The 24,705-nt window shown below is 61.7% G+C and carries 18 protein-coding genes; 3 read left to right on the plus strand and 15 right to left on the minus strand.

What is annotated here, in order from left to right:
* Window positions 1-25 precede the first annotated feature (25 nt).
* The 8 genes from PLANPX_RS14510 to PLANPX_RS14545 all read right to left on the minus strand — a co-directional run bounded on the left by PLANPX_RS14510 (window position 26) and on the right by PLANPX_RS14545 (window position 9,489).
* Window positions 26-1,153, minus strand: coding sequence for a sugar ABC transporter substrate-binding protein (locus PLANPX_RS14510; protein ID WP_152099426.1), 1,128 nt, complete (start codon window positions 1,151-1,153; stop codon window positions 26-28).
* 21 nt (window positions 1,154-1,174) lie between these two features.
* Window positions 1,175-2,284, minus strand: a complete 1,110-nt coding sequence (locus PLANPX_RS14515) for an NAD(P)-dependent oxidoreductase (RefSeq protein WP_152099427.1) — start codon at window positions 2,282-2,284, stop codon at window positions 1,175-1,177.
* Window positions 2,285-2,292: 8 nt separating this feature from the next.
* Window positions 2,293-3,564, minus strand: a complete 1,272-nt coding sequence (locus tag PLANPX_RS14520; RefSeq protein ID WP_152099428.1) for a mandelate racemase/muconate lactonizing enzyme family protein — start codon at window positions 3,562-3,564, stop codon at window positions 2,293-2,295.
* Between the two features lie 104 nt (window positions 3,565-3,668).
* A complete protein-coding gene (locus PLANPX_RS14525) occupies window positions 3,669-4,295 on the minus strand; it encodes a hypothetical protein (RefSeq protein WP_152099429.1) in 627 nt (208 codons plus the stop codon).
* A 55-nt stretch (window positions 4,296-4,350) separates the two neighbouring features.
* Entirely contained in the window at window positions 4,351-5,442 is a 1,092-nt protein-coding gene (locus tag PLANPX_RS14530) for a DUF1559 domain-containing protein (protein WP_152099430.1), read from the minus strand.
* Between the two features lie 139 nt (window positions 5,443-5,581).
* Window positions 5,582-6,889, minus strand: coding sequence for a dockerin type I repeat-containing protein (locus PLANPX_RS14535; RefSeq protein WP_152099431.1), 1,308 nt, complete (start codon window positions 6,887-6,889; stop codon window positions 5,582-5,584).
* A 247-nt stretch (window positions 6,890-7,136) separates the two neighbouring features.
* Window positions 7,137-8,144, minus strand: coding sequence for a PEP-CTERM sorting domain-containing protein (locus PLANPX_RS14540; RefSeq protein WP_152099432.1), 1,008 nt, complete (start codon window positions 8,142-8,144; stop codon window positions 7,137-7,139).
* Between the two features lie 421 nt (window positions 8,145-8,565).
* Complete coding sequence (locus PLANPX_RS14545) at window positions 8,566-9,489, minus strand: dihydrodipicolinate synthase family protein (RefSeq protein ID WP_152099433.1); 924 nt, start codon at window positions 9,487-9,489, stop codon at window positions 8,566-8,568.
* Between the two features lie 266 nt (window positions 9,490-9,755).
* Here PLANPX_RS14545 and PLANPX_RS14550 point away from each other — a divergent pair, with 266 nt between their 5' ends.
* Both PLANPX_RS14550 and PLANPX_RS14555 read left to right on the plus strand, forming a co-directional pair.
* A complete protein-coding gene (locus PLANPX_RS14550; protein WP_152099434.1) occupies window positions 9,756-11,084 on the plus strand; it encodes a PQQ-binding-like beta-propeller repeat protein in 1,329 nt (442 codons plus the stop codon).
* Between the two features lie 95 nt (window positions 11,085-11,179).
* A complete protein-coding gene (locus PLANPX_RS14555; protein ID WP_152099435.1) occupies window positions 11,180-12,256 on the plus strand; it encodes a DUF6786 family protein in 1,077 nt (358 codons plus the stop codon).
* A gap of 271 nt (window positions 12,257-12,527) precedes the next feature.
* Here PLANPX_RS14555 and PLANPX_RS14560 read toward each other — a convergent pair whose 3' ends face one another.
* From PLANPX_RS14560 to PLANPX_RS14580, 5 genes are all read right to left on the minus strand, one after another.
* On the minus strand, window positions 12,528-14,021 hold the full coding sequence (locus PLANPX_RS14560; protein WP_152099436.1) for a dihydrolipoamide acetyltransferase family protein: 1,494 nt from the start codon (window positions 14,019-14,021) through the stop codon (window positions 12,528-12,530).
* 101 nt (window positions 14,022-14,122) lie between these two features.
* A complete protein-coding gene (locus tag PLANPX_RS14565) occupies window positions 14,123-16,135 on the minus strand; it encodes an alpha-ketoacid dehydrogenase subunit alpha/beta (RefSeq protein ID WP_152099437.1) in 2,013 nt (670 codons plus the stop codon).
* Between the two features lie 112 nt (window positions 16,136-16,247).
* Entirely contained in the window at window positions 16,248-17,057 is an 810-nt protein-coding gene (locus tag PLANPX_RS14570) for a fumarylacetoacetate hydrolase family protein (protein WP_152099438.1), read from the minus strand.
* A gap of 69 nt (window positions 17,058-17,126) precedes the next feature.
* Entirely contained in the window at window positions 17,127-18,194 is a 1,068-nt protein-coding gene (locus PLANPX_RS14575) for an Ldh family oxidoreductase (protein ID WP_152099439.1), read from the minus strand.
* Window positions 18,195-18,256: 62 nt separating this feature from the next.
* Window positions 18,257-19,252, minus strand: coding sequence for a C-terminal binding protein (locus PLANPX_RS14580; RefSeq protein ID WP_152099440.1), 996 nt, complete (start codon window positions 19,250-19,252; stop codon window positions 18,257-18,259).
* 188 nt (window positions 19,253-19,440) lie between these two features.
* Here PLANPX_RS14580 and PLANPX_RS14585 point away from each other — a divergent pair, with 188 nt between their 5' ends.
* A complete protein-coding gene (locus tag PLANPX_RS14585; RefSeq protein ID WP_198421732.1) occupies window positions 19,441-20,166 on the plus strand; it encodes a FadR/GntR family transcriptional regulator in 726 nt (241 codons plus the stop codon).
* A 137-nt stretch (window positions 20,167-20,303) separates the two neighbouring features.
* On the opposite strand, the gene PLANPX_RS14590 is transcribed toward PLANPX_RS14585, so the two are convergent.
* A complete protein-coding gene (locus PLANPX_RS14590) occupies window positions 20,304-22,004 on the minus strand; it encodes an MFS transporter (protein ID WP_152099442.1) in 1,701 nt (566 codons plus the stop codon).
* A gap of 54 nt (window positions 22,005-22,058) precedes the next feature.
* Window positions 22,059-24,599, minus strand: coding sequence for a c-type cytochrome (locus tag PLANPX_RS14595; protein WP_172992073.1), 2,541 nt, complete (start codon window positions 24,597-24,599; stop codon window positions 22,059-22,061).
* Window positions 24,600-24,705 lie beyond the last annotated feature (106 nt).

Raw genomic sequence — 24,705 nt, forward strand, 5'->3', positions numbered from 1 at the left:
GAGGACGCCGCGCTGAGGATACCGGTTACGCCTGCGGAGATTCCAGCGGCACGTCGCTGTAGGTGAGGATCGTCGTGTCAGCGAAGTATTGTTGATTCTCGGCCGCCTGCGGATCCGCGCACATCCGTCGAACATCGGCGATGTTCGCCGAGGTCGCAAGCCGACCGATTTGAGTGCGCGTCGGTTTGATCGCCTCGCCGCGCAACGCGCTCAAAATGTCGCGCATCGCGGCCGTCGCGCTGTAAGGAAAGAGGTAGCTCCACGTCGCCTGGTAGATTCCTCCTTCGGCGATCTTCTCCAGCACCATGTCGGTGCCGTCGCAGCTGGCCACCAGAAACTCATCAGGATTACTTTTGCCCGCTTCCGACGCCGCAGTGTAGCAACCGAACCCTGGGTCGTCCGCGTGCGCGAGAATCGCGCACAGATTGGGATGGGCTTGCAGCATGTTCGCCGCGCCGCTCGCCCCCAACTCGATCGAGTGCCCGTGAACTTCGGCGACGATCTTGGCGGCGGGGCAGCCTTCGACCAACCCGTCCTTCATCCCTTGAGCGCGCAACTCAAGCAGCGGATCGGCCGAGTTGCCCAGCACGCCGACTTCGCCCTGACCGCCGCGTTTTTCGTTAATCCACTTCGCGGCGAGCAACCCAACTTGCCGGCCGCTCTCGTGCTGATCGAGCACGATATTCTGCGTCGCCCCCGTCGCGGGCGACGCGCCATGGCTGACCATGACGATCCCCGCCGCGACGCCGCGCGCGACGATCTCGTCCAACCCGACGGAGGGCGGCGCTAAGAAGAAGATGGCGTCGTACCCTTGGCTGATGAACGACTCCATATCTTGGAGTTGCTTCATCGGGTCGTTCTCGCCGTCGACGACGACAAACTCGACGCCCGGAGCCGACCGCTCCGCTTCGCGCCGCATTTCGGCATACAAATCGTTGAGAATCTCAACGCGATGCGGGCTGGCCACGCCGATTCGCTTGCCGGCGAGCGAACCGCTTGCTGGGTTCTCGGCCGTCGGCTGCGAGCAGCCATGAGATGATGCGATGAGCAGTCCGCCGGAAGCGACGGCAGTCCATCTCAAGAATTCTCGCCGGGGCAGGGGGGCGTGCAACAGCCGCTGGTCAGTCGTGTCTTGCCTGGACTGGAATGCCATCGGCCGCCTCCTCCGCAGTTGCTACACAGCGAGCGCTTCCCGTTGATTGGCCGCGAAGCGCGCTAGTTTTTCTTGGAACCCGCGCCGTTCCAGCACGTCGCGATTCACGACGTTCGCCGGAATCTTGCCTTGCGATGCGGCGATGATGCCTTGCGACATCACCTCCATTGTCTGCCGCGCGGCCTGCCGCGTCGACGGCAGCCAGTGCGGCGTGAGAATCACATTATCGAGCGCGTTAAGCGGATGCTCAACCGGCAGCGGTTCGTGCTCGAAGACGTCGAGGCCGGCGCCAGCGATCTTCCCCTCTTGCAGCAGCGACACGAGCTCCGGCTCGTCGACGAGTTCGCCACGGGCCACGTTGACGAAGTACGCCGTCGGCTTCATCGCGCGAAGATGCTGCCGCTTGATCATCCCGCGTTTGTCGTCCGTCAGCCGCGCGTGGAGGCTCACGAAGTCCGAAGCAGCGAAAAGCTCTTCCAAACTATCAACCAGCGTGACGCCGTATTGGGCGGCCTCGGCGGGGTCGGCGCTCGGCGAGTAGGCGATTGTGTGCATGCGGAACGGCTGCACCAGATTCAGCAATTCGTAGCCGCTCTTCCCCAACCCGACGATGCCGAGCGTTTTGCCGGGGAGATCGTCGCCCATCATCACCGGCTGCAAATCCCAGCGTCCGTCGCGTACCATCCGTTGATGCTGCGGCAATTTCTTCGCCAGGGCGAGCATCAACAAAAACGCCGAGGATGCCGTCGCGTGAGTGAGCGTGTCGGGCGCATTGAACACTGCCACGTCGGCGGCCGTGCACGCCGACATGCTGATTTTGTCGCAACCGGCTCCTGCCCGGCCGATCACGACCAAATTGTCGCTGCCTTGCGCGAACGCCGACTCTTTCACCCACGGCCGGAAGATGACGATGCCGTTGGCCGCGCGCACATGCTCGGGCTTAATCGCCATCGAGTAAATGTTCGACCAGTACTCGGTGTCGCCGCGTTGCTCCTGCTGATCGCGGAGAAAGTCTTGCGAAATCCAGGGAGCGGATTCGTACAGGTCGAGCGCAATATCGCCGCTGTTGACGGTGACTCCGCCATCGACGTCGAGATAGTCGCCTGTGTAAAGAACGCGAAATTCGTGCATATCGCTGCTTACCACCGTTTGAGTGAGTCTATGGTCGTCGCTTCCCAGACCGCATCCGGCCGCGACATGAAATCGTCGCGGAGCTGCGTCCCCAGGCCTGGCTTGCCGTCGAGGAACAAGTGGCCTTCGACGACCTTGATTTTGTCAGTCACGACTTCGTTGTACCAACCGTCGATGTAGCCGCGCACGGTTTCCATCGTCATTGCGTTGGGAATGTGCAGCATGAGGTGGGCCGCAGTCCAGAGCCCGACCGGGCCGATCGTGTCGTGCGACGTCACAGGCAGGAAGTAGGTATCGGCCAGGCTGCAGATCTTCCGCCCCTCGGTGAATCCGCCGCACCACGAGAAGTCGGGCATGATAATATCGGCGGCGTGCTTCTCGACCCACGGACGCATGTGGTAACGAGTGAAGACGCGCTCGCTCTGGCAAATCGGGATGCTCGTTTCCGTCTTCAGCCGAACATAGGCGTCGACATTGTCAGGCGGCATGATCTCTTCCAGCCACATGATGTCGAGCGGTTCGAGCGCCTTCGCAATCCGCGTCGCGGCTGGCAGATCCCAGCGGGCGTGGCCTTCGATGGCGATCTCCATCCGGTCGCCGACGGCGCGGCGGATGTCTTCGACGATCGCACAGCCGCGACGGATTTCTTCGTTGGTAATCGAGTGACCTAACGTGCCGGCCGCCGTCTTGCCGCCCCACATCACGACCGGTTCTTTCGGCCGCGTCGGGCCGGCTAGCGTGGGCCCGAACTGATCGAACGGCCAGATCTTCATCGCCCGCACGCCTTGCGCGAGGAGCGACTCGGCAACCTGACCCGCGCGGCCTTCCATGATGTCGTCGAGGTCGCGGTTAGTGCCCGTGCTGACGCAGGTGTTGTACACCTGAATTCGATCGCGATTCCTGCCGCCGAGGAGGTTGTAGATCGGCTGGCCAAGGTGCTGCCCAGCCAAGTCCCACAGGGCAAAGTCGATAGCTGAGAGAGCCCGCATTTCCGCGCCGGCGTAGCCGCAGAAGTTGGCGAGCGAGAAACAGTTGTTCCAGTGATTCTCGATGTCGAGCGCGTCGCGACCCAATAGCAGCGGCGCGTAGATATCGTGAATGACGGCCGAAAGGGCGCGCGGCGTGTAATAAGTCTCGCCGAGGCCGACAAGCCCGTCGTCGGTGTGAATACGAACCCAAAGGTTATTGGGCATCGCCTGCCGGGCGACCTTGTTCTCCGCTTGCCACGAGTCGGCCGACTGCGCATCGAAACGAAGCGTTTCGATTTTTACGATCTTCATCAGTAACTGCTTCCTCGTGCTATCGCCAGATTGCCGCCTGTCGCCCCAACGCTACTTGCGGGAACCGCTCTCCAAAGCTGGAAGTGTAAGCGTACTCTGGAGCGCTACTTAGAGTGCAACGCGATTGTCTTTCGATTGAAGAAGTCGTAGTCCGGCGCAACTTCGATTCCGAGTTCGGTCTGCTCGTTGTACTTCGCCGGAACCTTCTTGCTCGGGTGAGTAATCTTCACGCGATAGAGGCCGCAAAACATGCCGAAGGGAATGTCTTTGCTCAACATCTCTTTAGGCACCGTCGGCCCGCATGCGCCGGAGGCGCCGACTTGAGAGACTCCCTTTGGCAAGACGTCGCCCATGAACGCTTCAGGCTCAAGCACGACCTCGGCGCCCTCAAGCGCGCGACCGTCCAGAGTGACGTCGAAATTAATCGGCACGACCTTCGGCCCTCGCGCTGACCAGGTCGCGATACGCGATTCAATCTCCGCCGCGTCAATCTTACCGTCGCCGTTAGCGTCGTATTTGCCGAACTCTGCAACAAGCGAAGGAACTGCGACGGCTTCTTCCTTTGAGATGCCGGCGTCTCCGTTTTTGTCGGCCGCCTGCATAGCGCCAGCGGCCGCGGCAGAAGCGTCGACGGTTGGGAAACTAATCTTCGCCGGCCCCGAATGGCATCCTACGCAGAGGGCGAATAAACCTAGCCATTTCCCGGAGCGGATCTTTTCGAGCACGGACATTCCAATCTTCCTGCGAATCAATCTTCTGTGACCAAACTGCTAGATGCTCCGTCGACTACGGGCAGGGGCGCGTGCCGACGCCTGTTCCGCTGGCCGCTCCGCTCGTCAGATCGCCGAGCGACACTACCTCGCCGTCGTCTCTGTTGCCTAGACGGCGGTGAGTTTCCGGCGAAATGTCGTAGCTGACGAATTGCACCGACCCGTCGCACATGGCGAAGATGGCGCCGCCGGCATGGGCGCTGCCAAATTTGTGATTATTGGCCACGCCTTGAGATTGATCTTGGATCGGCGTCAGGATTGTGTTCGAGGTAGGATCGTAGTGGGTCGTTCGCACCGTGTCGTCTTGCACGCCGGAGAACATCGACCAATCGTTTCCGGGATCTGTTTCGTTCTCGTAGCCCATCGGATCGACGAATTTTTCGCCAGCGGCGTAAGTATTCGAGGTGCCGTCGGGAACTTGAGCGATAGTCACTTCGCTGCGCGGGAAAACGATCCCCGTGATGCGTTCGGTATTCGGCCAGTTGGTGAACGTCCTCCCGGCGACGATATTGCCGGGAACTTGATCGTTATTCGCGACAAGACAACCGCATTCAGGATTTGACGACTTGCAATAATTTGTATCGCCAAAATTGCCAGCGTAATCAGATTTCGCCATTGGCATATTGGGCGTGTAATTGACGTTGGCGGGCCCGCAGCACGTGGCGGTCACTTGGGTTCTGCCGCGCGACGGGCACATGAATTCCGGCACGTTGGTTTGAACAACCTGCGTGTTCGTTACTTTTTTGGCGCTGTTCGAAGTCCCGTCTTTGACCGGCATCCCTCTGCCGATGTCATGCAGCGTGCCAAGTTCCATGTAAGGCAGGACGCTGAACGCCCACCCGCCTGGCTGCTTGGCGCCGAAACCTTCGTCTGGGTCGCCCACGTAGTTGAATCCCCACCCCCCGGACGGGAAAAACTTCTGCGAATCATGGTGGTTCTGGAACGCCAAACCGATCTGCTTCAAGCGATTGGTGCACTGAGTCCGGCGAGCCGCTTCGCGGGCGGCTTGAACGGCCGGCAGGAGAAGCGCCACGAGCACGCCGATAATGGCAATGACGACCAATAACTCCACGAGGGTAAAACCCGCGCGCTTTCCTAGCTTCTTCATCTCAATGCTCCGTAGAGTAAGCTCCGAACCGCCCGTTGAAGCCGACTAAAGTCCACCATTTTTTGACAAGGATTTCCACGAACTCTCCACACGGCGCGCGGCAGGTTGCCACTCCGGCAACCTGCCGCTGCCCCGTCGCTTACGCACGTCGCCGACGCTCCCAAGCCAGCATCGAAACGGCGCTGACCAACAGCAGAGCCGAAGTCGGCTCTGGTACCGCAGATGCGGCGGCTACCCCGGCTCCGCCGCCCATGGCGCGTTGCCAGAACAGGAAGTCGGCCCCGTCGATGACGCCGTCGCCGGTGCCGTCGGCGTTCGGCGCCGCGGGCAGGGCTTGGCCGTACTGCGTCTTCCAAACGGCCAGGTCGTCGCCGTTGACGCTGCCGTCGCCGTTGTAGTCGCCAGGCACGCTCGCGCCAGGGGTGAAGTACTTCTGGCTGAGGTAGGCGCCGACGTCGGCATACTCTTGGGCCGTGAGCTTCTTCGAAAAGATGATCAGCTCCGCAATGTTACCGCCGAATGTTTCGCCTTCGCCGCAGCAAGCTTGCGAGTGACCGCCGATGCCGAACGGCTCGGGAGTCGACGCATTCCGCCCGTTGATGATGTTATTCGGCACGCCGTCCTGCCGCTGCGTTCCCATCTCCGTCAGCGTTTGATTGGGCGTCATCGACTCAGCGTCGAAGAACTGCAGCGTGTCAACGTCCGAAGAGCCTGGATTGTCGGTGATGACCATCGAGGTCACGTGCCAGACTTGCTCGGTCGGCTTAGTAAGGCTTTGGTAGAGAACCGGACCGTCGTAGCTAACAAACGTGTTGTAGCCGTTGTTCGGCGAGTTATTGATGCCGAACATGTACACGGAACTCGACGTGCCGCGCTTGCCGTACACGACCTGCGTTCCCAGGATCGGGCCGCCTCCCGAATTGAGCGAGGTCGTGACGGCCGGCTTGTACACAAGAAAGGTCGTCAAGCTGCTGCCGTCGCCAATGTCCAGCGGATCGAACGCCGAGGGATTAGCCTGCGTTTTGAGGTTGTTTGTCTGGTAGAGACGATCAGTGGAGCCGCTGCCGTCGACCGCAGGGTTGCCGTATTGGCTCGGCGGTCCATCGCGATCGAAGCGGACGGTCGGCGTCATCTTGCCGGCGATGTCCACGAGTTCGAAGTGCGGGTTCTCTTCGACGGGATCGCCAATGCCAGGACCGTTCGGGTTGGTCGTCGTGCGCGGCGCCATGATCGTGCCGTAGCTCGACTTGTCGGTCCAACTCGTGACCGGATCGCCGGTCAAGTAGCCGGCGGTCGAGAGCGTGCTCGCATCCAGCCAGAGTCGCAACGCCGGATCCGTCGTGTTGAGCACGGCAGGCGGAGTCGGCTGAGCGAAGGCAGTCACCGTGAACAGCAGGGCCAACCCCTGGCCGAGTAGGATGCTGCTTAAATACCTGCGACGAGTCATGAGTTGTCTTCCTTCCTCTTAAGAATAGAGCGATTGAAAGCGCTTAGCCCGTTACGTTGGCGCCGCGGGAAGCCTCCCCAAGACTTCCCGTCGGCGGCGAACGGAATCGCGAGTTTCTGACTTACTGCCCTGGTCCAGCCGCCCTCGCGACGGCGCCGAATCAATCAATCGAAGCGTCAAAAAGTTGCGTGAAAAGTTCTACCTTGCATCATCGTTAGAGAAGTTCCTCCGATCCACACTCCCGCGACTATCTGCCTGCCGTGAAACGGCGCCGGATGAGCGCCACGCCGCCCATACCAGTTAACACCGCCAGTGCCGAAGCGGGTTCCGGCACCGCGAGATATTTGTCAGACAAATAAGCGTAAACCTGATCTTTCTCCGCCGGGGTCAACACGCGAGCGTAGATGATGATCTCCGCAATGTTGCCCGCGAACGTTTCGCCTTCGCCGCAGCAATTCTGCGCGTGGCCGCCAATCCCGAACGGTTCGAGCGAGCCGGCCGGTTCTTCGTTAATGCCATCGTTCCGATCAGCAATGACGCCGCCGTTCGTCGCCACCGGCAGGTTCGTCAGCGGGGCCGACGCATCTTCCGTGGAGTTCGAGCGGAACGTGACCGGATCAAACGGAGCCTGCTCGGTCAGGGCGTATTCCAAGACGTTCCACTTGCCCGCCGGGATCGTCGCTTGAGTTTGGTAGCCCACGTACGCGTCGTAGCTAACATGGTTGAGGCGCCCCACCGGATTGATGCCGACCTCCATCAGCGATGCATCGTTCCCGCGCAGAGCCCACACAGCTTGAGCCCCTAAAGCGCCGCTTGTCGTGATATTCGGTTTGAACACTGTGAAGCTTGTCATCGACGTGCCGTCAACGATTGCCAACGGATCGCTGCCGGGCGTCAGGTTGCTGGTCTGAAATAGACGATCAGTGTTGCCCGACCGGTCGACGCCCGGGTCGCCCGACGGCAGCGCGCCGTTGCGTTCGAACTTCACCGTCGGGAAGGTCCGGCCGTTCACCGTGACTGTTTGCAAATGCGGGTGTTCCTCGACTGGGGTGACGCCATCCCACCGGACCGTGCGAGGAGCGAACGTCGTCCCGTAGCTCGATGAATCGACCCACTGCGTGATCGGCGCATCCTCGGCAACTTGCAGCGAATCGGCCTTGAGCCAGAGTCGCAAATCACCGGCTGGAAGCTGAGCCTGTGCTTCGGCAGTGCCAAAAAGAGCCGCAATGGCGACTGCCGACAAAAATCTTTTCATGAGACAAACTCCAGAAGCGTGACAAGAGATGAAAAAGATTGCCTGGGTGACCTACTCTGATCCGGCTGGTCGACAGGTCGGCCAGCGGCCCGCCCGCACTCCACCCCGCTGCCCCCAGCAAGCGCACTGCTGCTTTGGGGAGAAGCGAAAAATCAGGCCGCTAACCCGACCCGACGAACATGAAGACTGAAAAGGAACGAAGTTGAAAAGAGACGCAATCTGCAACCGCCCAATTATCTTACAAATCGCTGTTTTGTAATATAATTACTCAGTCGATTTAGGTCAATGCGCCGCTTGTGTTTATTTATTCAGAAATCACCCGCACACGACCGCCTGAAACACCCTTCCTCCACTGCGCAAATTCCTCATGGAAGTGCCCGTTTGCGATTCGCTTTCGACAAGCCAACTCGGCTAGCAGACGCTAGGATTTGACGCGGTAATCGAGTTCCGCCAGCATCTTGCCGATGTCCTTCCGGTAGTTCTCCTGCAACGGCAAGATCGGCGGCTGCGGGTCGCCCACCGGCGGGCCAATCATGTTGAGCACCGCCTTCATCACGCTGAACCAATGGGCGCCTTCGCCCTTGGACAGATAGCTGCTGAACTGAATCCGCATCAGCGGACCAAGCTTCTTCCAGATCGCGCGCGCTGCCGGCAGATCGCCGTCGATCGCAATCGCCGTGTAGAGCTGCTGAGCCGCACGCGGCACCATGCTCGGGATGCCCGAAATCCAACCGTGCGCCCCGTGGCACAGACCTTCGAAGGCAACTGTGTCGAGGCCGGCGTAGACGAACAGGTCGCCGCCGGTCGCCTGCAACAGTTGGCAGATGCGATCGGGCTCTGGGTTCGACATCTTCACGCCGCCAATCGCCTTCTCTTCAAACAGCTTGACGATATGATCGGTCGTGAAGTCAACGCAGGTCAGCGGTACGTTGTGATACAGCACCACCGGAATGGAAACCGCTTCGGCGATCCGCCGATAGTGCGTCATGGCCTGCGAAGGCGTTGGCGCCATGTAGTACGGCGGCACGATCAGCAGGGAGTCGGCGCCGGCGCGCTCGGCGTGCTTCGACAGTTCGATCGTATGTTGAGTCGAGTAAGCATGCGTCCCGGCGACGACTGGCACGCGGCCATTGTTCGCCTCGAGCGCCGCCTCAAGGACGCGCTTGCGATCTTCCACTTCCATCACGGGAAACTCGCCCGAACTCCCCAGCGGGGAGATCGCATTCGCCCCTTCGCTGATAATCCAGTCGACGTGGGCCGGCAGTAGCGCGAGATCGAGTTCGCCGCGAGAATTGAACGGTGTGATCGTCGACGCGCAGACGCCGCGAAACAGTGGCTTGGGCATATTCACGCACTCATCGTATGAGGTGATTTTTGTGGCTCGGCGGCGAAAGGCGCCGCGTGCACATGGTTCGAAAAGCAACGAGAACGATTACGTCCGAGACGAGAGACAGGGGCTTGCGACCCCTTTCTATTTGTATGACAATTATGAGTGTCCGGCAAGCGCTTCGCAAGACGATGCGTGCAAAAATCTTTTGCTTGCACGCATCGCTATGAGGAATCGTAGCGCCTGACGGCGGCTCATCTCTTTCTTCTCTGTAAGCATCAGCAATGTTTCAATTCCTTCACTTCCGCGCGGAGCGCCTCCTCGCGATCGTCTTGTGCCTCGCGTCTGCTTCGAGCGCCGCCGAATGGCCCGAATTTCGCGGCCCGACCGGCCAGGGCGTGGCCGACCACGCCCAGCCGCCCGTCGAATGGGCGCCTGACAAAAACGTCACGTGGCGCACAGCAATTCCTGGCAGCGGTTGGTCGTCGCCAATCGTTGCGGGAGGCCGCATTTATGTAACGACTGCCGTTCAAGAGCAGGGGGGCGGCAGCGGGCCCGACGTCAATAACAACGAACCGGTCGGCAGCAACTCGACTGCCAGCGCGTTGAGCCTGCGACTGCTCGCGCTCGATGCGCAATCGGGGCAGATCGTGTGGGACCGCGAGATCTTCCACTACGACGCCGGCAGTTACCCGTCAGGGCATGCGAAGAACACCTTCGCGAGCCCCACCCCGCTCGCCGTGGGCGATCGCATCTACGCCCATTTCGGGCCGCTGGGAACGGCTGCCGTCGACCTTAACGGCGAGATCATTTGGCAGAACAAAACCATTTCGTACGACGCCCGCCACGGCGGGGCAGGCTCGCCAGTCGTCGTTGGCGATACGCTCGTCTTCAATTGCGATGGAGTGGAAAATCCCTTCATCGTCGGGCTCGACAAGACGACGGGCAAGGAACTCTGGCGGACGCCGCGTCAACCGATGGAGCCCGAGCGTTTTGCCTTTTCGACGCCGCTAATGGTTCCTTCATCAAGCACCGCCAGCGGCGTCCAGCTTGTCAGCCCAGCGAGCCATATGATTGGCAGCTACGATCCAGCCGATGGCCGCGAATTGTGGCACGTCTTTTTTGATCGGCGTTGGTCGACGGCGTCGCGTCCAGTTTACGCCGAGGGGATGGTACTCGCCTGCAACGGGGGCGAAGCGCCGCCGGAGCTGCTCGCCATCCGCCCAGACGGCGAGGGAAACGTCTCGGAAACGCACGTCGTCTGGCGGCACGACAATTTCGCGCCGCTGACGTCGTCGGTCGTTGTCGCGGACGGCCACGTTTACATGGTTAGCGACGCAGGAATCGCGGCCTGCACCGATGCGACGACGGGCAAAGTCGTGTGGAAAAAACGGCTTGGCGGTAACTTTTCTGCGTCGCCGATTTATGCCGACGGACGCATCTACTTTCCGAGCGACAACGGCACATGCTACGTGATCGCCGCCAAGCCACGGTATGAACTGCTGGCGAAGAATAGCCTCGAAGAGCCGACCTTGGCCTCGTTCGCCGTCACCGGCGACGCGCTCATCATTCGCACGAGTGACGCCGTCTACCGCATTGAGGAAACTCCTTAGTCCGTGTTAGCGTGCACCTGAATTTTGTTCTTTGACTTTCCCCGTCGTAAGGTTCGCCTGATATGCCCGAAACGGTTTCACGAGATCTTCGCACCTTGGCCGCTGCCCCTCCCAAGCAGCAGTTGATCGAATCGCTGGAACGCGCGAGCCGCCCTCCGCTCACGCTCACGGGGCCGTCCGGCGAGACGGTGCTCGTTCTGCCGCATGGGGGAAGAGTACTCGGACTTTACTCCAGCGCCAGCTCAAAGAACTTCTTGTGGACGAGCGCCGCGATCTCCAGTCCTGAACTCGCGCGCGAACACTTTGGCTCCGATCGCTGGTGCAACAGTGGCGGCGACCGCACCTGGTTGGGCCCTGAAATCGATTTCTTCTACCCGCATTATCCCGACACAAGCCGGCAGTATTTTCAGCCGCGGCAGCTCGATCCGGGCCGTTGGGTCGCGTCGCGCACGCCGACGCGAATGATCGTGGAGAACTCGCTGGCGGTTCATTCGTTCCGACGCGGTTGGACGCAGTCGATTCGCATCCGCAAAACGGTCAGCATGATCTCCAACCCGCTCGCCGACTGCGAAGTTGGTTTGACGGGCGAACTGGAGTTCGCGGGATACCAACTGCATACGTCGCTCGAATTGTTGGACCCGCTGGCCGACAACGTTGAAATCGGAATTTGGAATTTGCTGCAGCTTCCCGGCGGCGGCGAGATGGTCGTCCCGACTTACGGGCCGACGACTCCGGTCGTCTACTTCGGCGACATCCCGCAGGGCGACGTGCGAACGGAACCCCGCTGCGTCCGCTACCGGATGTCGGCCCCCAACGAACAGAAGATCGGCGTCGACGCGATCGCCACCACCGGCCGCGCCGGTTACGTGCGCGAGGATGACGAAGATCGCTCAGTCGCGTCGCTCGTCGTGCGCAACTTCCATAACAACCTGATCGGCCCATACGTCGATGTGCCGCTACACACCCCTGAGCGCGGCGGCCACGCCTTCCAGGCGTGCAATATCGACGCGGACTACCTCGGGCACTTCGCGGAGCTCGAATACCACGCCCCGGCGATCGGCGGCCCCACGGGGCAATCTCGCAGCGACGACGTGAGCCAAGTCTTCGCTTACCGCGGACCGCGGGAGATCATTGCGCAAGCTGCGCAAACGCTACTTGGCGTGACGATCTAGAACGCATCCTGCATTCGCCGGCCCGCCTCTAGCCCCGGGCTCCCAAGCTTATCAATAGCGACCCGCGGGAGGCTCGGAAGAAATAAAACCTTGAGGTCCCCTCCCCTCGAGGGGGAGGGTTAGGGAGAGGTGACGGCAGCGGGTACCAGGGGGCTACCCCCTCCCCAGCCCTCCCCTCAAGGGGGAGGGAGCCAGAGCATTTAAGGAGGCGCAGCCAGCTCCCGAATAAGCATGAGCCCCCCAGCGCTACGGCGAAGAGGCGATGCCCGCTTTAGCCGAGCAGCCACGCCAGCGGATTCTCAATGACGTCGCACAGCGATGTAAGGAATGCCGCCGCCGGCGCCCCGTCGACCACGCGGTGATCGAACGTCAGGCTGAGGTTGACGACGTCGGCGACCACGAGTTGCCGCTGCTTCGCGACCGGCTGTTCGGAGATCCGGCCGATGCCGAGGATCGCCGTTTGCGGCGGATTGAGAATCGGCGTGAACGCCTCCACTCGATAGCCGCCGAGGCTGCTCACCGTGAAGGCCCCGCCGCGCATCTGGTCGGCGGCGAGCCGTTGCGTGCGAGCAAGTTCAATGAGATTGGCGAAGCTGGCGGATAGCTCTCGCAGCGACAACCGCGGAACGTCGCGGATCACCGGGGTCATCAGGCCATTAGGCGTCGCCACCGCCACAGCGATGTTCACGCCCTCGGCTTTCACGAGTCGCTCGTTGACCCATTGATCCAACAGCGCCGGATGCTTTTCGAGCGCGGCCGCGCACAGCTTCACGAACAGTTCCGTGTAGCTCGGCGGATTGACTCCCCGCTCGACGCTCGTCCGTTTGCATTCGTCGCGGAAGCGAACGAGTTCGGAAGCATCGGCGCGAGCCGTCAACGTCACCGGCGCCGTCTCGTGCGAGGCGGCCATCATCCGCTGCGCGATCACACGGCGGATCTGAGTGATCGGCTCGCCGATCGCAGCGCCGCCAGCCGACGCGGCCGAAACCTTCGCCGCTGGCTTGCTCGAAGCATTGGCGGCAATCGCGCGCACGTCTTGTTCCCGAATGCGGCCGTTGCGGCCAGAACCGACGGCGTCAGCAGGATCCACATTAAGTTCGCTAGCGACGCGCTTCGCTCGCGGCGTCACGGCGACATCGCCGCTAACCACTGCTCTCGCTACCGGCGTCGCCGCTGGCTGCGCCGACGGCTGAGCAGCCAATCGCATTAGTTCAGCAGCCGATAGCGGCGACGGATCGTCGCGATCGCACTTCTGCAGATCGATTCCCAACTCTCTCGCCAGCCGCCGCACAGAGGGGCTAGCAACCGGGGCGGTAGAGGCGCTCGTCTTCTCCGGAACAGCCGCCTGCGGAGGCTGGGCTGCCGGAGCCGCAGCGGCGTGCGAACCATTGCCGTTTGGAGCAGGGGCGCCGTTGGTTTTCTTCTCGGCGGCTTTCGCGCCATTGCCGTTCGTCGCAGCGGGAGCCGCCTGAGCCTGTTGAGCTGCCGGGGCCTTGGGCGCGGCCGCCTTCCCGCCGCGCGGCTCAAGGTGCGCCAGCACTTGGCCAACCTTGACGATATCGCCGGATTGCGGACCGTCGGGGCCAATTCGCAGGACGCCGGCGTCGAATGACTCGACCACTTGCGTCGCCTTGTCGCCCTCCAACTCGTAGAGGCCGTCCCCCTCGCGCACCATCTCGCCTTCTTCCTTCAGCCAACGGCAGAAGGAGCCCTCTTCCATCGACCAGCCAAGGCGCGGAACGGTGACTTCAATCGAACTAGCCATCTTACGGTACGCTTTCACTCAGAGAAGAGACGCGACGCCGTGAGGCTTGCGCCCCTCGAACAATCATTACAACTCGGTAGACGGCGGATGTTTGCTCAGCTTCACTCCGCCATCAACTCTTCAATTGCTGCAACGATGTCGTCCACCTGCGGAATATTATTGTTCTCAAGCACCGGCGAGTACGGAGTCGGCGCTTGTTTGCCGTTCAGACGCTTGATCGGTGCGTCGAGGTCGTCGAAGCCGCGGCCGGACACCTGAGCGGCAATCTCGGCGCCAAGGCCGTACGGCCCAAACGACTCGTCAACGACAAGCAGCCGGCCAGTCTTCGCCACGGAAGCGAGAATCGAATCGATGTCGAGCGGTGCGACCGTGCGCGGATCGATCAGTTCAACCGAAACTCCCTTCGCGGCCAACTGCTCCGCCGCCGCCGCAGCCTTGTGCACCATCTGAGCCAGCGAGACGACGGTTACGTCCGTCCCTTCGCGAACGATCGCGGCTTGGCCGAACGGGATGCGATATTCTTGCTCGGGAACGGCGCACTTAATCGTCAACAACTCGCGATGTTCGAGGAACAGCACCGGGTCGTCGCCAGCCAACGCCTCCGCGAACAACCCCTTGGCGTCGTACGCATTCGACGGCACAACGACCTTCAGGCCGGGAAAGTGCCCGTAGGTTGTATAGTAGCTGCCGGAATGGTGCGTCGCGGCCGAGTGACCGGCGCCGATGCAGCCGCGCATAACGACCGGCATCTTGATGCGGCCGTTCGACATGTATTGCACTTTGGCAATCTGATTGATGATCTCGCCGGCGGCATCGAGGATGAAATCCGCGAACATAAAGTCGATCACCGGGCGGCTACCCGACATCGCCGCGCCGCAAGCAAGGCCGATAAATCCGCGTTCGGAAATCGGCGTGTCGCAAATCCGCTCGCCGCCGAAGAGCTTATAGAGCCCGTCGGTCGTCTTAAAGCTGCCGCCGCGCTCGCCGACGCCTTCGCCCATGACGAACATGAGATCATGACGCTGCAACGCGAAACGAAGCGCATCGACCGTCGCCTCGACGAACGACTTTTCACTCGTCGCGTCGGCAGGGGAGGGGAGGGGCAGCAAAGACTCGCGCGGCTCCGCAAACACGTGCGTCGCGGAGTCCTCAGCCTCAGGATAGTCGGCCTCGATCGCATTGGCGTGCGCTTGCGCGACTTCGTCGGCGATCTCGTCCTCGATTTCATCGAGCCACGCGCCGGTCACGCCCTCTTCGTCGCCAAATGCCTCGAGAATCGCCTCGCGGCAACGCGCGATCGGACATTTCGACTTCCAATCGTCGACCTCTTCGCGCGTCCGGTAGGTAAAGTCGGTCATCCCCTCGGAGTGAGCACGCGTGCGATACGTTTTGCATTCGATCAGCGTCGGGCCCTCGCCGCGGCGGGCGCGCGTGACCGCGATTTGCGCGGCGCTGTAAACCGCGAGCAAATCGTTGCCGTCGACCTCGATCGCCGGAATGCCATACGCAGCGCCGCGATTCGCGACATGCGGGTTGCCGGCCGAGTAGCTGAAGGGGACTTCCGTGGCGTACTGGTTGTTCTCGCAGACGAACAACACCGGCAACTTGTAGATGCTGGCGAGATTGAGGCCTTCGTGAAACGCTCCGTTGTTGACGGCGCCGTCGCCGAAGAACGCGGCGGAGACCGAGCTCTCCTTGGTCAGCTTGAAGGTATACCCTGCGCCGGCCGCCTGCAGGATGCACGGAGCGACGATGCCGCTCGTCCCCATCATGCCGATCTCTGGCGAAAACAAATGCATGCTCCCGCCACGGCCGCGCGAACAGCCGGTCACGCGGCCGTACAGTTCGGCAATGAGATCTTCCGCCGGCATCCCCTTGGCCATCGCATGGCCATGGCCGCGATGAGTGCTGAACACCATGTCGCGGGAACTAAAGTGCGCGAGCACGCCCACCGCGACCGCCTCTTGCCCCACATAGGTGTGGCAGGCGCCGTGAACGTCGCCGCGTTGATGCGATTTAGCCAACTGCAATTCGGTCTTGCGAATCAGCAGCATGCGTCGATAGAGGTCGATCCAAGTCGCTTTATCGACGTTCGGTGCGGTAACCGTTGCCATGGAGTCTTCTCGCAATCCATGACGCAAATGATGCGTCGTTGTTCCGTGTGTCCAGACTGTTCGCTCGCTGAGTCGTCGGCGTTGGCGAAGACTCAGCAAGTCTCAAACTCAATCAGTTCAGCGGCTCATCGATGACGGGATTCGTCAGCTTGCCAATGCCGTCGATCTCAATCGTGATCGAGTCGCCAGCCTTCAGGAAAATCGGCGGCTTGCGGGCGGCGCCGATGCCGTGCGGCGTTCCCGTCAGAATCACGGTGCCCGGCAACAGCGTGGTGCTGCCGCTCAGGAACTCAATCAAGCGGCGGACGTTGAAGATCATGTCCTCAGTGTTCCAGTCTTGCAGCGTTTCGCCGTTGAGCACGGTGCGAATGCCCAGACTGTTCGGGTTCTTGATTTCGTCCGTCGTCACCAGGCACGGGCCGAGCGGTGCGAACGTGTCGAACGTCTTGCCGCGGCACCACTGGCTTCCGCCCCACTTGCCTTGCCAATCGCGTGCACTGACGTCGTTGGCGCAGGTGTAGCCAAGCACGAAATCAAGTGCGTTCTGCTGCGTGGCGTTCTTGCACTTCTTGCCGATGACGACCGCGAGTTCGCACTCGTAGTCGACCTCGTCCGAACGGAGCTGACGGGGCAGCTCGATCGGATCGCCCGGATTCTGCACGGTCGCCGGCGACTTCATGAAGACGACCGGAAATTCCGGCGGCTTCAGGCCGCCCTCTTCAGCGTGCCGAACGTAGTTCAACCCGATGCAGTAGACGACTGGCGGCTCGATCGGCGCGAGTAGCTTCTTAACCGTCGCGTCGCGACCAGTGTCGCGCAGGCCGGAAAGTAGCTCGCCTTCCAGCAACGTGACGCGATCGTTGTCGCCGAGGCGCCCATACTGCACCGACCCGGCGGAATCTTGGAAACGGATGATTTTCATATTTGATAAGCGCCGCCAACGAAGCGTTAACTGCTGGCCGACGTGAAAGAAATGTGAATGAAAAGCAGACTAGAACACGAACGGTTGACCGCTCTCGGAAGCAGCTTCTTGCAGGCTATCGATCACGTCGGCCGGAAGCGCGATCCCCTTCGACTCGGCTTGGCGACGATTGCGCCATTCCATCTCGCCAGGCAACATTAGCGAAGCGACGCCCTCGGCGGTCGGCTCGGCATGAATCTCGCTAATTAACGCGGCAATTCGCTCGTAAAAGGTCGAAGGCGTCATGATGGCGCTGACGTCGATCGCAAGGAACGCGGCGCCATGGTTCGTCGGCGCCGACATATCGCCGAACAACCAACTGCCGACTTGCTTGGTAACCGCGGCCCCCGACAACACGCCGGCGAGGATCTCGATCAGTAACCCAATCCCATAGCCCTTGTGGCCGCCCACCGGAGAGAGCGAAGCGCGATCGGGATAGAGAGTGCCATCTTGGGTCGGCTGACCGGCGTCGTCGACGAGCCAACCCGGGGGGATCGGCTCGCCGCGCTTGCAGCGTGCGAACACCTTTCCGCCGGCGACGGTGGCGATCGACATGTCGAGCAAGATCGGATCGCCTGCGGCCGTGGGACACGAGAACGCAATCGGATTGCTCCCCAGCACAGGCCCGCGCGAGCCGGGCGCCGCGACGCTGGGAACGTCGTTCGCCATCGCCAGGCCAATCATGCCGGCCTTCGCCGCCAGCCAAGCGTAGTAGCCCGCGGCGCCGAAGTGGCAGCTATTCGTGACCGTGACGAACCCCACGCCCGCTTGCCGCGCTTTGCGAATCGCCACCTCCGTCGCGAACGTGGAGGTGACCTGCCCCAGGGTCGATTGCCCGTCGACGAGCGCCCAGGCGGCGCCTTCGTCGGCAATCTTCGGAGAGAGGTTATTGCGCAACCCGCCGCCGCGCAGCCGCCGCGCGTAGCCGCGGAGGAGTTTGGTCCCGTGCGTGTAGACGCCCCATGTGTCGGTCGTCACTAGCGCCTTCGCGGTTGTCCGGGCGTCGTCTTCGCCGACGCCCAGACTCGTCAACACGCGAATGCAGAAATCCTCTAATTCGCCGATCGAAATAGTCTGATCGGCAACTGCGCTTGCCATAAGAATTCGACTTGCTTATGCGGCGGCGCAGGAAATCGCCGCCTAGGGGAGAAAAGCGGAGGCTAGCTGACGGCCATCGCAGCGAATCGCGCCGGGCCGGTGACCCCGTTGACGATATTCGGCAGCGGTTGGCCTTCGTTGCAGAGAGCCACGATCGCGGCGGCGTCGCTTCTCAGCTTCAACACGGCTTCGTCGCTCGCCGAGGCGATATGGCTGTGCAGAATAACGTTCTTCAGCGCCAGCGCCGGGTGATCAGGGGCCGGCGGCTCCGGATCAAAGACGTCGAGCGCTGCGAAACCAAGCTTGCCGCTCTTCAGGGCCTCGTACATTGCCGACGTATCGACGATGTTGCCGCGAGCCACATTCACGAGAATGGCGCCCGGCTTCATCGCGTCGAGCGTGTCGAAATTGATCAGATGACGAGTGGCCGGAATCGCGGGGCAGTGCAGCGTCACCAGGTCGCTGTTCACCAGCAGGTTTTCCAGGCTCGTCAGTTCGCAGCCGGCCTCTTCGACGTCCGCAGCCTTTGCGGCCGGGTCGCTCACCAGCAAACGGCACTTGAAGTTCGACAGTCGTGAGGCGACTTCGCGACCAATCCGGCCGAAGCCGACGACGCCGACGGTCATCGACTTGAGGCAACGCATGTCGGTGACGGGAACGGGGAGCCCCCATTTGCCGCCGCTAACAAAGTTGGCATTTTCGACGACACGCCGCGTGGCCGACAACACGAGGGCCAGCGTGTGGTCTGCAACCTCGTCGATGCAGTAGTCCGGCACGTTGCAAACCGGGATACCGCGCCGCTTGGCCGCCTCCAAGTCGACATTATCGACACCGATGCCGTATCGGACGATAACGCGGGCCTTCTCCATGCGGTCGATCGCTTCCGCGTCGAGCTTGGCGAATTGGGTAAGAACGAAGTCGGCCGTCGGCAATTTAGCGAGCAATTCAGCACGCTCGCCCGCCTTCACTCCCTCGACCGCGATGCCAAGTGGGGTTAGCCGGCGTTGCTCGACTTCCAAAGTCGGGAATGTATAATCCGTGACAATCAAGCGAGACATAAGGTAACCGCTGCGTCAGTATATAAGGTATTGTAGAAGAGAGATGGCACCCCCGCGGACGCCAATTGTAAGATAATTATAATCGCGTCGCCGCGTTCGTACATAGCTTCTGCAAACAATTTCTACATCTCTTGGCCGCGATGCTTGCGGCGCTGATGCCAGGTTCATTCGAGGCGAGGAAGACGCGCGTGGCCAAACTGAGCAAAAGTGAAATCGTCGCCGCGAAGCTACGCAACTACATCATCAATAAGGGCTTGAAGCCTGGCGATCGCCTGCCCACCGAAGGCGAACTGGCGGAACAATTTGCCGTCAGCCGCGTCAGCGTCCGCGAAGCGACCAAAGCCCTCGGCTTCTTGGGCATCGTCGACGCCGCCCCCCGCCGCGGACTCTCCGTCGGCAAGGTGAGCATGAAGCGCCTCAGCCGCTATCTCAGCTTTCACTTCGCCTTGGCGGACTACCCGCTCGAAGAACTTATCGACACCCGCATCGTCGTCGAGACCGGCGGCCTCCGGCAGGTGGCCGAACGCATGGCCAAGGATCCATCGATTTACGAAGAACTCAATGCGATCAACGAGAAACTCCGCCGCGCCACCAAGAAAACCGAGTGGCTGCAGGGCGAGGTGCAATTCCACTGCTTGCTCGTCGCCTCCAGCGGCGTGCGGGCGCTAGCCGCCTTCAACGACCTGGTCCAAGTCTTCTTCCAGAAGTTCCGGGCCGACTTCTCGAAGTCCCGCTGGAAGAACGGCATCCGCGGCCATCAGGAAATCATCGACACGCTCCGCGAAGGCGATTACCAAACGGCCAGCTCGATGCTGTCCGCCCACATCAACGTCCATCGCGACCGCGATCGAATTCTCAAGGCCAAAGCCAAGGAAGAGGACGACGTCGCGAATAGCGGCGCCGCCGATCGCTAGTCGCCCGTCGTCCCGGCGATCGCCCAATCCACTCCGTAGTCAAAATTCACTCCGCAACCAACTGCCTCGCCGGCCGAAGCCGGCGAGGCAGTTTGCGTTGCGTCGTCAAGCCGCCGCCGCCCCTTGCTGGGCTACTCTTAGTGCCCAGCCGGCGGGTGTTCCCAAGAACTGCCAATTTCTTCGAGCGATCGTCCCTTGGTTTCAGGCATGATCCACAAGCCGAACATGAACGACAGGATGCAAATCACGCTAAACAGGTAAAACGCCGCGGACACGGAGCCGACCTGCACCGTCGTCTTCGCGGTCCCCGCTTCGCTCTTCAAATTGGCAGTGCCGTCGAGCAACAAGCGGCCGCTCTCGACTTCCGAGACGACGAAAGTCCCGTCATTTTGCGGCGAGGTGGCGCCGAAAATCGTGATCTGATCTTTGGCCTGGAAGCCGGCGTCGATGAAGCGACCTTCGGAATCGACAATCGCGTCGGGAGTTCCGTCGACGAACGACAGCTGCGTTCCCTCAACCTTCGCCTTCCGCGCGGTGAGAAACTCCCGCTGCGAGAACCCGGTGATCATGGGGAACAACGTGGCCCCGGCGAAAATGAAGACCCAGAGCACCGTCGTCGTCAGGGCGACGGCTTTCGCGCGGAGGCGCGTCGGAAACAATTCCGACATCATCAACCACGGAATGCCGCCGAGCGCCAGGCCGTGCGGAATCGTCACTAGGCCGAGGATGATGAGGACCGGCCAACCCGTCACGTCCATGTAGAACATGTACCCAGTGGCGGCGGTGATCACCGCCATCATCAACGACGCGATCATCCAGAGGGGCCGGCGGCCGACGCGATCCATGAGCATGATCGAGGCGACCGTCATGATGGCCATGGCGCCGTAAACAGCGACGAAGTTGCCAATCGCACTCTCGCGATCGAAACCTGCCAGTTGGAGCAGCCGCGGAATATACCCGCCGATGACGCTCCACCCCGTCCAGTTGTTGAAGAAGGTGAGCAGAATGCCGATCAACACGGCAGTGCGAATGCCCGGCTTGAGGAGCTCGCTCCACGAACCGACTTCCTCGTTGATCGAGGCGCGAATCTGCTCGATTTCCCGCTTCGCGAATTCAGGGCCGTCGATCGAAGCCAGGGCTCGTTCCGCTTCTTCGAAGCGGCCTCTGCCGGCCAGCCAGCGCGGGCTGTAAGGGAGGCCTGCCAAGAAGCCGACGTAGAATACGACGAACACCATCTCCGAGAAGAACATCCACCGCCACGGCTGGTGCCAAACATTCTCGGCCACCGCCGCTTCGGTGACGCCGTAGTTCACTCGCAAAAAGTAGACGATGCCGAACGCCACGAGCGGGGCTACGGCGTGCCCGATGACAATCGCAAGTTGATACATCAACCCCATGGCGCCGCGGCGGGCCGGCGGGGCGATTTCCGCGATGTACATCGGCGAGGCGACGGAGCAGAGCCCGACGCCGATGCCGCCCACAAAGCGGAAGAAATTAAAGTACGCCATCGTCGATGCGTCTGACCCGTCGCCAAACGCATCTGGCACGGCAGTAAACACGGCCCCGAGCGCCAGCAGCACGCAAGCCACGAACATCGTGCGCTTACGGCTGATCGCGTCGCACAGCCACGCCCCTAAGCCCGGGCCGAGGATGCACCCCAGCACAGCGCTGGCGGTCGCGAAACCGAATTGCGCGTCGGTCAGATGGAACTGATCGCGTAGATAAACATTCGCGGCGCCGATCATGCCGAGGTCGGTGCCGAACAAAAAGCCGCCGATCGACGCCACGAATGCGAGTCGATAGGGGGAGATGAGACGAGGGGGAGCGTCGTTTGCCATTGTCAGTGGGTCCGTTACTGCGTCGTCCGACGCGAATCCTAAGGAAAGAATCAACTAGGGCAGTGTTGCCGCGGGTCGTTCGCCGCTTCCGGCTTCAGCGTCCGCGCGCAAGTACGAAAAAAGATCAGCCAGATCATCTGGCGAGAGCGTATCGATCAGATTGGCGGGCATCGCGGAGGTCGTCGAAACAGATTCCGATTCGATGGCGCCCCGTTCCAACTTCACCGCGCTCGCCGGGTCGCGCATGTCGGTCGTCACCGAAATCGTGGTTGCCGTCATGTTCGTCGGCCGGCCGGTGATCGTCCGACCGTCGACGACGAACGTCGTCTGGCGATAGAGATCGGGAATTTCGTCGTCGGGTTGGGTGATCGCGCGAGCCAAATCGCGCACCGAGTAACGCCGTCCGACGTTGGTCAAATCGGGCCCGACCGACGCCCCCTCGCCACGCATCGCGTGACAATCGGCGCAACCGATCGCTACGAATAGTTGCCGGCCGCGAACACTCGCGGCCTCAGCATCCTGCCCAGCTTTGTCTGAGGCTTCGATAGCGGCGACGACTTCATCGGTCGTCCAACGCTTCGTGAATTTCCGCTCTTGCCGCTCGCTCGCCGCCTCTTCAGCAACTTTCGGCGGAGCCAATCGCTCGGCAAAAACCTTGCGATCTTCGCTGCCAAACCCGCCGACAAATCGGCTCCTGGCGGCCACCAAGTAGGGGTAGAACGCACGCTTCCCGAAGGAATTCGCGGCGGCGTCGAACCAATCGAGCAGCTTGGCCCGTCCCTCCGGAGTCCAACCAGCGCTCGCCGCACTGAGCTGCACGGCGGCCTGGATAGCCTGCACGGAATTCGGCTCGTCCGCCAACTTCTGCAGCAACGGTTCGATGACCGCGGGCGATTCGAGGCGAACGAGCAGCTTGGCTAATTCGCCGTTCACCTGTGGCCGCGGCGACGGAAACCATCCCGCAACCGCAGTCGCAATACGTGCCCGCTGGGCGTCGTCGAGGTTGGTGAACCGCGTCACGCCGAGCGAAATGGTTCGCAGCACTTCCAGTTGTTCTTCGGTGGAAAGCGTGGAGAACGGCAGTTCCAGCAGGGAATCGGCCCACTTGGCGGGATACGCCGGCTGGCTGCGGCGGGCGAGCGCGGTGAGCGCCGCGCATCGCGCGAGCACGTTCGGCTCGGCGTAAGCGCGAGTTTGCCAGTCGGTTGCTTTGGTGCGTTCCAAGGCCGTCATCGCCGCGTAGCGAACGAACCGGTCGGGGCTCGCGAGCGCGGGCCAAATCGATTCAATGGCGGTCTCGGCAAGATCGCCGTGCAGTTCTTCCAGTTTTTGCCGCTGCGATCGCTGCTCTGTTGCCGTGGCAGAATCAACGGCCGTTGTGGCGCGTTCTTCACTTGTCGGCTGTTGTTTTTCGGCGCCGTCGCCATCCCACACCAGCCGATAAAGCCCCGACTGAATCTGCCGCCCGCCGACGGTGAAATAGAGCGATCCATCCTGCGGCCGCACGACAAGATCGGTGACGCCGCCGACGTCCCACGCAATCGGTGCGCATTCGCCGCGGTAGCTTGAACCGTTCGGCTCCAGCGGAGCGACGTAAATGGCGCCGCGGCTCCAATCGGCGATGAAGATCGCATCGCGATACGGCTCGGGGAAATTGGTCCCCGTTCCCGCAACAATGCCGGCCGGCGAGCCCGGCGGCATCACGGCCACGGGCGGCAGCGTATCTTGATAGTAAGTCGGCCAAATGCCGTCGCCGCCGCGCCAGCCGTAGTCGGCCCCGCTCGTCACATGCAGCAGCGAAGGGGGGCGATACCACGGCGTGCCGATGTCGACGTCGAGGTCGGAGTCGCTGGTGAACAGCTCGCCATCGGCGTTGAAGGCCAGATCATAAATGTTGCGATAGCCGACGCTGACTAGCTCACAATTCTCGCCGTCAAGATCGCATTTCACAATCCAACCGCCTGGCGCCGGGATGCCGTTCGCTTGCGCCGCCGGGTCGTCCAGGCGCGGTAGCAGCTGATCTTCGCCCCAACCCGCGGGGACGCGCGACCCCTTAAATCGCGGCGAGCGGGTGTAGTTGCCCGCTGAAAGATAGAGCGATTTGCCGTCTGGCGACGCCGCCACGGCATGCGGCCCGTGCTCGCCGGCCCCCTCGATGCGAAGCAACAGCCTCGCATCGTCATACTGGTCGTCGCCGTTGCTATCGCTAACGCGATACAACCCGCTCGGCAGCGCCGCCGCCTGTGAGTTCACCATCACGTACAAGTCATCGCCAACGACGGCCAACCCCTGGGCCGCTCCAGCGCCAACGCGGATCGGTTCTACCGAGGTTTGCTCAGGTTTGCCGCCGAGCGGAGAGGGAGTAATTCGGTAAAGCAGCCCGTACTGGTCGCTCGCGATGAGCCGGCCTTTCGAATCGACCGCCAGGCTAACCCACGATCCTTCCTTCGCCAGGGAAGGGGAGTAGACCAGTTCCACGCGAAACCCGGGGCTCGCCTGCGGTCCCTCAGCCTGCCCGCTCTTCGCCGTGGGCGTCGCCCTCAGCGCGAACAACACCCCGGCGCCGACGGCAGCGAGCAGAGTCGCAATTAACACTCGTGCGAGCATCGCTGGTCGGGCATGAAGTGAGAAGGGGAAGACGATTGGTCACGAGAATCGTGTCAAAAATATTAAAAATGCGTCATGCTGCAGATCGTGTGGC

Source organism: Lacipirellula parvula (genome assembly GCF_009177095.1).
GTDB classification, from domain to species: Bacteria; Planctomycetota; Planctomycetia; order Pirellulales; family Lacipirellulaceae; genus Lacipirellula; species Lacipirellula parvula.